The sequence below is a fragment of the Paenibacillus sp. AN1007 genome (genome assembly GCF_040702995.1).
In the GTDB taxonomy this organism is placed as follows: domain Bacteria; phylum Bacillota; class Bacilli; order Paenibacillales; family Paenibacillaceae; genus Paenibacillus.
In genome coordinates this window covers 5,261,831-5,275,426 of sequence record NZ_CP159992.1, presented here as the reverse complement: position 1 = coordinate 5,275,426, position 13,596 = coordinate 5,261,831, and the positions used below count along the sequence as shown (strand labels likewise).

The following is a 13,596-nucleotide window of genomic DNA, read 5'->3' as shown; positions in this document are numbered from 1 at the left end:
ATTTATGATTAAAAACGGATGGAAGTTGATAGGGGCAGTCTTGATCGCAGGTTCACTATTTGCAGGTTGTGCAGAAAAGGAGCTGCTTGGTATGTCAGGGGATGACATGATTGAAAAAATTATTACTGCCGAGTCGGAGCCGGCGTCCTACTATGCAGAAGGTGTGTTAAAGATGTGGACGGATGAGAAGATTACGAACACCATAAAGGTGAAGGAATGGGTAGATGGAAAAACAGGACAGCAGCGGGTTGAGACAGATGATAATGGAAATGTAAGCTCTGCTGTTCATAACGGATCAGAGGTTCTGATCTATGAGAAAGAGGCAAAAACTGCATTTTCAATGGATTCATCCGCGTTCCAGCAGGAGCCTAACCAAACCCAGAAGCAGATGCTGGTAGATCAGCTGGAGCGGATGCGTGATACGCATAACGTGAAGATGCTGGGTCAAGAGAAGCTTCAAGGTCAAGAGGTGGTCCATATTGAACTAACGCCGAAGGACGAGAATTCACTGTCCATTTCGTCCGAGTATTGGATAAACCCCAAAAAGTGGATGATTGTCAAAGCGACCAGTACGTATGGGGATACCAGATCAGAAGTTCTGTATGACCGGATTGATTACAATCCCGAGTTCACGGACGAAACGTTCAAGCTGGACATTCCGGCAGATGTGGAAGTGAAAAAAATGAATGATGTGATGAATAACAAAGAGGTATCTCTCGAAGAGGCAGAGAAGGCCGTTGGAGGGGCTTTCCTGCAGTACGTTGGTCAAGATATGGAATTGTCCAGAATTGAGCTGACTTCGTCCATGGGTGAGCACGGCCGGGATGAGGTGACGTTATACTATGTGAAAGATAACAAGCCGGAGATCAGTATGACTGTATTCACAGCACCAGAGGAAAACGTAGATGAGAACCTGCTGCCAGAGGAAAAGAAGGTAAGTATTCGCGATACGGAAGGTTCGTATATGTCTATCATCCGCAACTTGTCATGGAGTGAGAAGGGCATGCGTTACTCGATCATGGGTGAGAATGATTCATGGACAGTGGAGAAACTGCAGGCATGGGCAGAAGCTCTTCAGATTCCGAAAGCAAAGTAAGTCGTATTCCGGGTATGAAAGATATGGAACAAGCATCGAACAATCCTAATGAAAAGCGCATATAATATAGAGAAAAATGAAGTGCTTTGAGATTACGTCACTTTTGTTGACATATGCAGTGCGTCATATTACTCTGTATATGATTGAATGAATGCCAACACTTGAAATTTCGTAATGAAATAAAAGAATACAGCGAATGATAACGAGCGGGAGAGACCTGAGCGGGCTGATTCAATATGTTACCAATCGATATGCTGCATACAGCAGATGCCGAAACTGGAATGTATAGGCAGGCTTAAGGCACCGAAGGAGCAAGCGATTATGCACCCGGCATAATCGTTAATCTCTCAGGTAAATGTACCATCGTTGGACGCAGCTCTGGAGAGTGCGCGAAAGAAGCGCCACCCAAGGGGTATATGATTCTTCAGCCGGCGAACAGACGTGTACTGGAATGTACTTGATCCTGTTCTGCCCGGTGCTGTGATCATGAAACTCTCAGGTATCAAGGACAGAGAGAGGGCTAACGGCCTTCTTCTGTCCTTTTTTATTGTCATCATTCAGTAGATCAAGGAACATAGTGGCGGGTATTGTCTGAATGACGATGACGAAACCAATTGGAGGGTTATAAGGTGCGATTTAAAGATGTTTTTTCAATTATCGGTCCGTCGATGACAGGGCCATCCAGTTCACATACAGCCGGTGCCGCAAGACTGGGCCGAATTGCGTGTCAATGGTTGGGCTGTACGCCAGAACGTGCAAGGCTTACCCTGTATGGTTCATTTGCAGATACCTACCAAGGGCACGGGACTGATCTCGCACTGATCGGGGGCCTGCTCGATTATGCTACAGATGATCCTCGCATTCCCGATGCAGAGCAGTATGCGGCTGAAGCGGGTATGGAGGTAGAATTCTACACGAGTGGTCTGCCGGCTCCTCATCCGAACACGGTCAAAATTGAACTATGGCACGGTGATCGGGAATGCTCTTTAAAGGGGGCTTCCATTGGTGGAGGCAGTGTATCTGTACATGCATTGAACGACTTTCGTGTACAGATCAGCGGGGAGTTTCCGACACTGGTCCTGCGTCATGCGGATAAGGCAGGAGTGCTCGCATCTGTGACATCAACGATCAGCTCCTCCGGCGTGAATATCGGATACATGCAGGTGGACCGGAAGGCGCGCGATGGTGAAGCTTTAACGGCGATGGAAATGGATGCACCTCCGAGTGAAGAGGTTTTGAAGAAACTCCGTTCACTGGATCATGTGCTGGATATTCGTGTGATTGATCTGAAGAGAGGGGTTGACCCGAATGCGATTTAAACATTTGCATGAGTTAAACTCAATCTGCACAGCGGAGTCCAAAACGATTGCGCAGCTGATGATTGAAGAGCAGGTGCAGGAGACGAACACACCGGAAGCAGACGTGGTGAAGCAGATGTCGGAGTACTATCAGGTAATGAAGGAAGCCGTTCGCAAAGGTCTTACAGAAGATACAACCTCGCGCAGTGGACTGACAGGTGGAGACGGGAAAAAGATGGCCGAATATATTCGCCAAGGGGAAACATGTTCTGGTGATGCCTCTGCCCTTGCTATGGCTTATGCATTGTGCGTATCTGAAGTGAATGCTTCAATGGGACGTATCGTGGCTACGCCAACGGCGGGATCTTGCGGTATCATTCCGGGGGTGTTCATCAGTTCGCAGGAGCGTTTCGGCTGGACTGATGAACACTTGGTGAATGGACTGTTCTGTGCCGGAGCCATCGGATATGTGATTGCCAACAATTCATTTATTTCCGGTGCGGAAGGCGGCTGTCAGGCAGAGGTTGGTTCTGCGATTGGCATGGCTGCCGGTGCGATGGTGGAGCTGAGAGGCGGTAAACCGGAGCAGGTCGTGCATGCCGTTGGATTGGCTTTAAAAAATACATTGGGCCTCATCTGTGATCCCGTAGCCGGGCTTGTTGAAATTCCGTGCATCGTTCGTAACGGACTTGGAGCCGTTACGGCACTGGCTGCGGCTGACATGGCGCTCGCTGGTGTTCGCAGTGCCATCCCGTCTGATGAAGTTATCGATGTCATGCTGGAGGTGGGCAGCGCTATGCCAAGCCGTCATCGCGAGACAGCGCAGGGCGGGCTGGCCCAGACACCAACGGGTCGTAAAATGATGGAGAAGCTGGCTAAACCCAAGGCGAAGCGTGCAGAATCTGAAGAGACAGCTGGTACGGCACATAAGGCGTCAGAAACATCAGAAACCGCTTCTGAGTAAGATCACCAATACGTTTAAAGGTCATTGATCGATAAGATGTGTCCGAATCGTGCCTGACTATAGGCAGCCGCGTGAACAGCCGATGAACGATCAGCTGTTCACCTTTGTTTGATTGAAATTAAACATTTCAATACCTTATAATCCGAGAAAGCGTGCCGGACCCTGAAAGTTCAGGATCCCGCACGCTTTCTTGGAGTTGGCGATCAAACGTGTACAGAATTCAAATGCGTGATCTGAATGATCTTACACCTGCAGGTTTTGACCTGCTCACTCTTCTAGGTATTCTCTAACTCGGTACGCATCACCGCATATCCGTAGGCAGGGAGTTCTATGGCAAGTACACCATCTTCCAGGGCAGTCCGGTGGCTGCCTTCAAACAGCTCGGTCCATGGCTGATCCCCTGCTTCCAGTTCAACGATGGCTGTTTCCTCCGAACGGTTGAACAGAATCAGAATGCGCTCCTCGTCACTTTGCCGCTCCATTACAAGCTGGCTGCCTCCTGCCTTGGCCTGCAGGAAACGAACGGTTCCCGCAGCGCGCAGTGCAGGATGAGCATGACGCAGGGCAATCAGCTTGTGATAAAAGCTAAACAGCTCCCGATCCTGCTTTGCTTCGTCCCATTCCATACATTTGCGGCATCCCGGATCATGTTCACCGTCCAGCCCGATCTCGTCACCGTAATAGATACAAGGAGCTCCCATATAACTGAACTGGAACAATGCAGCCAGCTTCATCTTGCGCTGATCACCCTCGCACAGGGTTAACAGCCGCGGAGTGTCGTGACTGTCCAGCAAATTGAATGCGACCTCGCTTGCCTGAAGCGGGTATCTTGATAACTGGCGGCCGATCGAGTTGGCAAATTGTTCAGCGTGCATTTTATCTTCAACGAAGAATCCATTCACAGCAGCGGTAAACGGATAGTTCATCGCAGCATCGAACTGGTCGCCCTGCAGCCAGGCAGAAGATTCATTCCATATTTCTCCCAGAATATAAGCATCCGGGTTGGCTGTTTTGACAACGCGGCGGAAATCCCGCCAAAAGGCATCGTCTACTTCGTCTGCTACGTCAAGACGCCAGCCGTCTGTGCCAACTTCCTTGATCCAATATTCGGCTACCTCCAGCAAATATGCCTTTACATCCGGATTCTCCGTATTCAACTTGGGCATATGTGCTTCGAATCCGAATGTCTCATAGGTTGGAATGCCATCCTTCACGTCTAACGGGAACTCGTGAATATGGAACCAGTCTTTGTATTTAGATGCGGCACCATGCTTCTGTACGTCGAGGAACGGAGCAAATGTTTTGCCGGAATGGTTAAACACGGCATCCAGCAGTATACGGATACCACGTTCATGGCACATCTTTACCAATCGTTTGATGGTATCCGCATCACCGAAATGACGGTCTACGCGCAGATAGTCCTCGGTATCGTATTTATGATTGGTCCTCGCTTCAAAAATTGGGGTGAAATAGATCGCATTGATACCTAAGTCGCTAAGATAATCAAGATGATCCATGACTCCCTGCAGGTCACCACCAAAGAAGTTAAATGGTGTAGGTTCTCCGCCCCAGGGTTCGACCTCTTTGGGATTGATTTCAGGGTTGCCGTTTGCGAAACGCTCGGGGAAAATCTGATAAAAAACCGCATCCTTCACCCAGGCGGGAGGTGTAAATACAGCCCCGGCATGAATATAAGGGAACTGGAACATGCGGCCCGGATCATCAGGTTCTTCTTCCTGGAAATCCGTCTCGGTCATCCAGATATTTTCATCTTCATTTTTGAGCAGAAAAGCATATTTCAAACGGTGATACGGAGGCTTGACCTCCCCTTCGTAATAATCAAACATGGAGTCCGATGTGAATTTGGTCAGAGGAACCATATCCCGGGTTTCTTCCCATGCATATTTATCCCCTGTCAGGGCAAAAACTTCGGTCAGATCATTCTTTTTGGCCCGCAGTCGCAGACGAATGGTATCCTGGTCATAGGCATAGGCCCAGTTCCGTTTGGGTTGATGAAAGATGGCTTCGAGCAGCATGTAAATTCCTCCCGTCAGATCTAAAATAGTTATACAAAACATGGATTTGCTATGTAGATTCGTCTTTACTGAATGAGACAGCCTCATATTACGTGACAGCGGATTGCGTTATAATGGAACGTATAAAGTCATAGAGGTTGATTCCAGGCGAGAAACATTGAACTGGTTGAACTTTTCAGTGATTGCAGACAGTGTAGCTTGTGCAGCCGGGCTGGCATTTAATCTTGAGACAGTGCGCTTTAGCTCTGAGGATCTGCAGCTGTGCAGAATGTCCAGATATATCATTAACCCAAAGGGTATGGAAAGGAAACGAATACATAGATGAAAACCAAACTGTTATACATTGAGGATGATACTGAAATTGCAGCATGGGTGAGAGAAGACCTGGAGGAACGCGGATATGAGGTCGTGTGGCTTGGAAGCGGTGAAGGAGCATCCGAAGCCGCAGCGGAGTGTTCTCTGGTGATACTGGATGTAATGCTGCCGGGACTGGACGGATTTACAGTAGGTCAGCGGCTAAAAAAAGAACATCCTGCCATACCCATCGTTATGCTCTCGGCCAGGACATCCATTGATGATAAGCTGCACGGGCTTGATTTTGCCGATGATTATGTGACCAAGCCGTTCCACCCGGACGAGCTCGCTGCGCGGATTGAGGTTCAGCTTCGCAAGGCAGGTGCATCGGTATCCAGCGATAACGTCCTTAGGCTGGAGCACCTTTCGATCTATGAGCAGGATAACCGGATCGTTAATGAGCAGACGGGAGAGGAGATTATTTTATCAGGGAAACAGTTCCATATCTTTGCTTATCTGCTCAGGCATATGGGCATGATTCGTACCAAAGAACAGATCTATGAGGCTGTCTGGAATGAGTCTTATCTGGACGGAGACAAAACATTGATGGTGCATATCCGGCACCTGCGCGAGAAGCTGGAGCTTGATCCGGCTAATCCGGTTATTATTCAGACGGTGCGCGGCGTGGGATATCGCGTGAAGAAGCCATGATCTGGTTTAGGAAGCGAAAGGCGAAGAAGTCTGAGCGGGACAGAGACAGCAGCACGGAACAGCCAGTCCGGCAGAAACTGAAATTTGGGCGATCTCTTATGTCCAGATACATGCTTCTTATTTTGGCAGCTGTCCTGTTTGTGCCTGTTGTGGTACCGCTCGTAGCCACCGTTTTTGTTGTAATTATCAGCAATGCAAAACCTGTTGAAGATGCACCTTATGGTGATTCGCAACTGATTACGGATATGTGGACAATAGAATCGAAAAAGCTGGATGGGGCTTCAGGGCAAACTATTGATTCACGGATGAAGCAGCTGCAGAAGAGTTACCCGAAGTCCGCCATGTATCGTGTGGATGCTTCCGGGAAAACGGCACTGGTGCTTGGGGGTACAGAAGCTGAGGTGTCCAAGCAAAAGTCGTTGAACACTTCGGGAACTTCAAAAGGGATGTCCGAGGCTTCTAATTCGGATGTCATACTGAAGTGGGAACTGGTAACCGGAAGATCAGAAGAGACTCGAATTCCTGCGGTATGGACAGCAAATTTTACGGTACAGTTCATGAAAAAAGCTTTAAATCGTGATCCTCTAACCGTTGTTGCATATGTTGGAGGAGAGAATGAAGACAAAGGACAAGGTTTTATGGTGATCGAAGTTCCCCGTGACCTGCTCCAGAGTTCATCCGATAATGGACTGCTCGAATTTATCTATTTCGGTGCTGTGATGCTGATTGTTTTTATTATATTTATCGTGATGTCCGTACTGTTCTTCGCTAAAATCCGCAAGCGGCTGATTCGTCTGCAGACAGCGATGATTGCTCCGAGTAAGGAGGGCATACCGCTCCCGGTGGAAATCCGCAGGTCGGATGAGATCGGACATTTGGAGGAATCCTTTAACCAGATGGTGTATCAGTTAACAGACAGCCGCCAGCGTGAGCAGGAGGAGGAACAGCTTCGCAAACGGCTGGTTGCAGGATTATCACATGATTTGCGAACGCCGCTAACAGTTATTCGTGGTCATATGCATGCGCTGCATAAAGAAAACCTCAGCGAGCAGGGCATCCGTGCGCTGAGTCGTATGGAGAATAAAATGCAGGATCTTGGTGAGCTTATCGACAATATGCTTTCGTATAATCTGCTGACCAGCGGAAGATATACATTGAAGCTGGAGCAGAAAGATGTGCTGCGTATGGTTAGAGAAGCGGCGGCATCATGGTATCCGGTGTGGGAGAAAGAGGAATTCGAGATCGATATTGATCTGCCGGATGATCCGTTAATCTGGGAGGTGGATGAGCAGGGTATGCGTCGTGTGCTGGATAATTTGTTTCAAAATATAGTTCGTCATGCGGCCAGCGGAAAGTATATCCGCATATCCACCGAACAGGTACAGGGACGGACTGCTGTAGTAATCCAAGATCGCGGACCCGGTATGCAGCCGGATTCAGGAACCAAGGGTACTGGACTTGGCCTATCCATCGTGGACCTTCTGATTCGTGAGATGGGCCTGCGTAAGCGGGTAGACAGCTCCGAAGCAGGTGTTCGCACCTATCTCTACAGCGGCAAAGAGGATGAACGTGCGCTTTGAATAGGGAAGCATGTCTACTTTTTAAACTAAACTTAAACTTGGACCCATGCTTGCTTTAACCTTGGAGGATTACGATAGTTCCGAGGTGATTAATCGTGAGTGAAAATATTATTCAAACAGCGAATTTATGGAAAACATACAAGGACCGTGCAGCGGTTCGTGAACTCGAACTGCATATTAAAAAGGGAGATATTTACGGCTTCCTCGGTCCCAATGGTGCCGGTAAAACAACAACCATCCGCATGCTGCTCGGCCTGATCAAACCGACCAAAGGTGTCATCCGAGTCTTCGACAAGGATATTCGCAAGGAACGGATGGATATTCTGCGCCGTGTAGGCTCCCTGGTAGAGTATCCTTCCTACTATGGACATCTGAATGCGGTAGAGAATCTGGAAGTGCTGCGGCGTATTATCAATGTGCCCAAATCAAGAATTGCTGAAGTGCTGTCCATCGTTGATCTGACCAAAGATGCTAAACGTGCTGTAAAAGGCTACTCTCTCGGGATGAAACAGCGTCTCGGTATTGCCAGCGCTCTGCTGGGCGACCCGGAACTGCTTATTCTCGATGAGCCAACAAACGGACTGGACCCGGCGGGTATACAGGAGATCCGCGAGCTTATCAAACGGATGCCGCTGGAGCATGGGATTACAGTCCTTGTATCCAGCCACTTGCTGAGCGAGGTTGAGCAGATGGCGAGCCGGGTCGGCATCATCAGGGATGGCAAAATGGTGCTGCAGGATACGATTGCAAGTCTGCACAGTCAGACGGGAAGTTCCATTAGACTAACGGTATCCGAACCGGAAAAAGCAATGAAGCTGGCTCGTGAACAGGGACAATTCGGTCAGAGACAGGGAGCCGCACTAACGTTCCCTTACATGGATGATAATGCAGTTGCACTGCTGGTGCGCCGTCTGATCGAGCAGGATCATGATGTATACCGGGTGGAGGAACAACGACAGTCTTTGGAAGATCTCTTCATGCGTGTCATTGGCGAGGGGGCTTCCATATGACAGGGCGTGCATTATCGGCGGATTGGCTCAAAATTCGCGGCAAAGGCATCTGGTTTCTCGTGTTTCTTGCCCCCATTGGCTTAACAGCCATGCAGGCTTTGAATTTTGGATTGAGGCTGGATTATCTGAAAGAGCAGTATGCAGAGAATCTGTGGGGAGGATTATTTGGAAATGTTATTGTGTTTGTGCCGCTCGCTTTAATGCTGGGTGCGACCATTCTCAGCTCCATGATCGCTGGTATCGAGCATGATCAGGGTTCGTGGAAGCAGCTGCTGGCGATGCCGATTCCCAGATCGGCCGTTTATCTGGCCAAGTTTCTGATGGCCTGTCTGCTGCTTATCATCTCCTGTCTGCTGCTGAGCGTAGGTATTGTTGGACTGGGCCTAGTGCTTGGTTTTGATGCAAAAGAAATACCGTGGTCACAGGCGCTGAAGCTGGGGCTCATGCCGCTGGCTGGTGCACTGCCGGTACTATCGATCGAATTATGGCTTACGCTGGTATCCAAAAATCAGGCGCTTCCGGTTACCTTCGGCATTATTCTTGCCATTACCGGTATGTTCGCATTGTCCATCTCTCCCCAGTTCCCGCTGGCATGGGCTCAAATGGCTTGGAGTGCCCCTAATGCATATCTATACGCAGGGATGGGCGCAGGTTTAGGAATTTTGATTATGCTGATGGGTATGATGCACTTCAGCCGGAAGGATGTGGCCTAATATGCAAGCCTACTTCCGTATTTTATCTGCCGAACGTTTGAAAATGGCAAAATCTCCTGTCTGGCTTCTGATTCTGATCAGTCCACTGATCGCGCTGCTCATCGGTCTGTTATCTTCCACTTCGGGTAACTGGGGGGCACTGCTGGGCGTTATGGTTACGCTTCACGGTATGCTGCTGCTGCCGATGCTTACAGGTGTATTTACCTCATTTGTATGCCGATTCGAGCATGCAGGTGGAGGATGGAAACAACTGCTTGTCCTTCCGCTTACACGTGCAGGTTTATATTTGGGCAAATTCACCATAGTACTCTCGCTTCTGGCAGGTACACAGCTGCTCTTGTTCGGAATGATCGTATTGGTCGGATTGATTCAAGGCCATGTGGACCCTGTACCTTGGGGATTCCTTGCCGGCAAGCTGCTGCTCGGACTTCTAGCATGTGTGCCGCTGGCGGCTCTGCAGATGTTTGTTTCTCTAATCTGGAGCAGCTTTGCTGCGCCGCTAGCCTTAAATTTTGCCCTGACCATTCCTAATATTCTGGTCGTGAACTCCGCTTCGTTTGGTCCGTATTATCCATGGGCACAGCCGATGATTCTGATGGTTCCTATCGAGGGCGCAGGGTTCGGTGCATATAATGTGCCGCTGACTTCGCTATTAACAGTCGTTGGCGGCAGTGCCGTACTGTTTATTGCTGTGGGTATGATCTATTTTGCCAAAAAGGAAGTATAACAACAAAAGAAACCTCTCCTGAGGCGGCGCATACGAATATTCGGTATGCAGCAGTCTCAGGTTTCTTCATTCTAATATCCAGGCACCTCAATTCCATCTTTTTCATCTCGATCCATATGAATTTTATCCTCTTTTATAAGCAAAATTAGACGAGAATCTGGTAAAATAAAAAAAGCTGTTTCTTGTCAGGCGTACATGGTTATTCGAGGGTAAGCCTGTTACAGCCGAAAGCGGCGTATATTCAATTTTGTGAAAAGAAGAAGATTTGGCTGAGAAAAGAGGGGTAGGCCTTTGGATCGTAATAAAACGGAAACCCTGAAACGAATTATTTCTGAGGGAAGCTCTTACCGGTCATTGTTTTTTAACCATCCGGATGCTATCTATGTCATGGACGTTGAAGGGAATCATATGGATGCCAATCCTTCCTTCGAGAAGTTATCCGGTTATAAGATAGGAGAGCTTGCAGGGGTGAGTCGGGATCGCATCAGCCCGCCTGAAAGTGAGAAGAGACGAGCACAATTTATCGAAAAGGTGCTGGCTGGGCATTCAGTCAGTGAATCGATGGCATTTTATCATAAAGATGGTTCTGTGAAACATGCACAGGTTACCTATATACCGATTACAGAAGGCGAACAAGTCGTTGGCATCTATGGTATTGCCAAAGATGTGACGGATAAAGTAATCATTGAACAGGAACTGCAGGAGACACAGGAGAAGTACCAGGTACTGGCAGACCATGCACAGGATCTGATTACAACCTGCAGCGTGGATGGCACACTCTTGTATGTATCTCCATCTGTATACACACTGCTGGGTTACGCGCCGGAGGAAGTAACGGGGAAATCATTTAAGTCCTACTGTTACCCCGGAGATTTTCCTGATCTTCTGGAACTGCCGAGTATAGGGGATGGCTGCAAGATGAGGGTCCTGCATAAGAGTGGACATTACATCTGGATGGAGACACTGGCGAAGCCAGTGGCTGGAGAACATGGCAAAGTAACTCAAATTGTCAGCATCAGCAGGGATATTACGCAGCAGAAGGATGCGGACAGACGTATTCGCGAAAGCCGTCAGCGGTATAAGTCATTGTTCGAGTATAATCCGGCTGCGGTCTATTCTCTGGATCTGGATGGCAAGTATAGTTCGGTAAACAGCAATATGGTGCAGATGCTTGATATTCCGCGCAATAGGCTGATTGGTCAGTCTTTTTTATCGAATCTAGATAAGAACGAAATGCAAAAAGGTGAAGCTTTCTTCGCGCTTGTGAAGGAAGGAGAGCCTCAGTATTATGAGACTCGTGTTGTTAGTTCGAATGGTCGCAAAATTGAAGTGTCCGTAACGAATGTGCCAATTATTGTAGATAAAGAAATGGTTGGCGTCTACGGCATCGTATCGGATATTACCGAGCGTAAAGAATACACAGAACGTATTCAGGAATTGAGCAAACAGCATGAGCTGATTCTCAATACCGTTACCGAAGGGATTTACGGTCTGGATGCGGATGGTATTACGATGTTTATGAATCCGGCGGCCGCTTCGATGTTCGGGTACGAAGCTCATGAATTCATCGGGAAAAGCTCACATCCAATTATTCACCATTCCCGTGCAGACGGCAGCTACTTCCCGAAAGAGGAATGTCCAATTCATATGACGGTACTGGATGGGCATACGCGTTCAGTGACGGAGGATGTGTTCTGGCGAAAAGACGGCAGCAGCTTCCTCGTACAGTATCAGGTTACTCCGATTATTGACGAGGGACAGATTCGCGGTGCGGTTATTGTCTTTAATGACGTCACTGGAGAACGTGAAATTGTTCGGGCCAAAGAAACCGCAGAGCTGGCCGCGCAGGCCAAGTCCGAGTTCCTCTCTCTTGTCAGTCATGAAATCCGTACACCGATGAACGGCATTGTAGGAATGACCGAACTGCTCGTCGGTACAGACTTGTCAGAGGAGCAGCGGGAGTACGCTCAGATCATTCAGGAGAGTGGTGATGCACTGCTGAATATTCTGAATGATATTCTCGATTTCAGCAAACTGGAGTCTGGTAAAATGGCACTGGCCTACGAGCCATTCTCGCTGCGCAAAATGCTGGAGCAGGTCGCGGAGCTGTTCAAGCCGCGAGCGGATGAGAAGCATCTTGAGATTCGCTATCGTCTGAACCCGAATATTCCGGATTATATGGCCGGAGATTCGATGCGAATTCGGCAGATTCTGGTGAACTTGGTTGGCAATGCACTGAAGTTCACAGATCAAGGAAGTATTGACGTCACCGTAGATATGATTAAGGGAAGCAAACCCGAGGATACGGTGCTTGACTTTGCTGTGGAAGATACAGGAATCGGCATTCCTGCGGACAAACAGGACCAGCTGTTCCAGTCGTTCTCGCAGCTGCATCCGGTCATTAACCGTAAATATGGCGGTACAGGACTGGGGCTTGTGATTTCCAAGAGACTTGTTGAGATTATGGGCGGAAGCATCAGTGTCGAGAGCACTGAAGGAGAAGGTTCTATTTTCCGGTTTGCAATTCCGGCAGCTCGTGTTGAGGCATCTGGTGAGAAGTCGGCAAGCCAGTTCCAGCATGAACGTACACGTCAAAGTGACAAGGTTTCAATGCGTATTCTTGTGGCAGAGGATCATCCGGTCAACCGGAAGATTTTGCAGGAATACTTAGAGAAACTGGGTTACCAGGCAGATGTGTGTACCAACGGGGTAGAAGCGATTGATGCGATCTCTCAGAATGTGTATGATATTGTACTGATGGATATTCATATGCCTGTGATGGATGGGCTTAAGGCTACAAATCTGTTACACCGGCTGATTCCGCAGGATCGTATTCCTCCGATTATCGCGGTAACTGGAAATTCCCGTCGTGAAGACAAGGAGGCATGTCTGGAAATGGGGATGCGGGACTTCATCAGCAAGCCTGTGATGCTGAGTGAACTGAAGCGTGTCCTGCAGCAGTGGGGACCTTCCGATGAGCCGCGAATTGCACCCAATTAATTCGAGATAATATCTAGACAAGTTGAATTAAGATGATATATACGGACACGCCGACAATATATAGGGGTGTCCTTTTTGTTATCCGTTGAAGGGAGAGAAGCGTTCGGAATTCTATTGAAGTATTTTGGGGAAAAGGAGTATGCTGATCGTGTAAAGGAACATAGAGT

General features: G+C 48.6%; 10 protein-coding genes and 1 riboswitch. Of the genes, 9 read left to right on the top strand and 1 reads right to left on the bottom strand.

Going from position 1 to position 13,596, the window contains the following annotated elements:
• The first annotated feature begins 4 nt into the window (after positions 1 to 4).
• The 3 genes from ABXS70_RS23610 (at position 5) to sdaAA (ending at position 3,358) form a co-directional block, all read left to right on the top strand.
• Positions 5 to 1,096, top strand: a complete 1,092-nt coding sequence (locus tag ABXS70_RS23610; RefSeq protein WP_366291286.1) for a sigma-E factor regulatory protein RseB domain-containing protein — start codon at positions 5 to 7, stop codon at positions 1,094 to 1,096.
• Between the two features lie 368 nt (positions 1,097 to 1,464).
• A riboswitch (glycine riboswitch) is annotated at positions 1,465 to 1,618 on the top strand.
• Positions 1,619 to 1,725: 107 nt separating this feature from the next.
• A complete protein-coding gene (gene sdaAB / locus ABXS70_RS23605) occupies positions 1,726 to 2,415 on the top strand; it encodes an L-serine ammonia-lyase, iron-sulfur-dependent subunit beta (RefSeq protein WP_342553972.1) in 690 nt (229 codons plus the stop codon).
• Positions 2,405 to 3,358 (top strand): L-serine ammonia-lyase, iron-sulfur-dependent, subunit alpha, encoded by a 954-nt coding sequence (sdaAA, locus tag ABXS70_RS23600; protein WP_342553973.1) that lies wholly within the window; start codon positions 2,405 to 2,407, stop codon positions 3,356 to 3,358. The genes sdaAB and sdaAA overlap by 11 nt, the downstream gene beginning before the upstream one ends.
• A gap of 275 nt (positions 3,359 to 3,633) precedes the next feature.
• On the opposite strand, the gene ABXS70_RS23595 is transcribed toward sdaAA, so the two are convergent.
• On the bottom strand, positions 3,634 to 5,394 hold the full coding sequence (locus ABXS70_RS23595) for an alpha-glycosidase (RefSeq protein WP_342553974.1): 1,761 nt from the start codon (positions 5,392 to 5,394) through the stop codon (positions 3,634 to 3,636).
• Positions 5,395 to 5,715: 321 nt separating this feature from the next.
• Between ABXS70_RS23595 and ABXS70_RS23590 the strand changes: the two genes are divergently transcribed.
• The 6 genes from ABXS70_RS23590 to ABXS70_RS23565 all read left to right on the top strand — a co-directional run bounded on the left by ABXS70_RS23590 (position 5,716) and on the right by ABXS70_RS23565 (position 13,429).
• Positions 5,716 to 6,399: a response regulator transcription factor gene (locus tag ABXS70_RS23590; RefSeq protein ID WP_342553975.1), complete on the top strand. Its 684-nt coding sequence runs from the start codon at positions 5,716 to 5,718 to the stop codon at positions 6,397 to 6,399.
• Positions 6,400 to 6,497: 98 nt separating this feature from the next.
• Positions 6,498 to 7,979 carry a HAMP domain-containing sensor histidine kinase gene (locus ABXS70_RS23585; RefSeq protein WP_342553976.1) on the top strand — a complete coding sequence of 494 codons (1,482 nt, stop codon included), beginning with the start codon at positions 6,498 to 6,500 and terminating at the stop codon, positions 7,977 to 7,979.
• Positions 7,980 to 8,074: 95 nt separating this feature from the next.
• The gene (locus tag ABXS70_RS23580) at positions 8,075 to 8,989 is read left to right on the top strand and encodes an ABC transporter ATP-binding protein (RefSeq protein ID WP_342553977.1); all 915 of its coding nucleotides are present in this window, start codon (positions 8,075 to 8,077) and stop codon (positions 8,987 to 8,989) included.
• Entirely contained in the window at positions 8,986 to 9,702 is a 717-nt protein-coding gene (locus ABXS70_RS23575; protein WP_342553978.1) for an ABC transporter permease, read from the top strand. Before ABXS70_RS23580 ends, ABXS70_RS23575 begins: the two co-directional genes overlap by 4 nt.
• 1 nt (position 9,703) lies before the next feature.
• Entirely contained in the window at positions 9,704 to 10,429 is a 726-nt protein-coding gene (locus ABXS70_RS23570) for an ABC transporter permease (RefSeq protein ID WP_342553979.1), read from the top strand.
• A gap of 291 nt (positions 10,430 to 10,720) precedes the next feature.
• On the top strand, positions 10,721 to 13,429 hold the full coding sequence (locus ABXS70_RS23565) for a PAS domain S-box protein (protein WP_342553980.1): 2,709 nt from the start codon (positions 10,721 to 10,723) through the stop codon (positions 13,427 to 13,429).
• Positions 13,430 to 13,596: the final 167 nt, after the last annotated feature.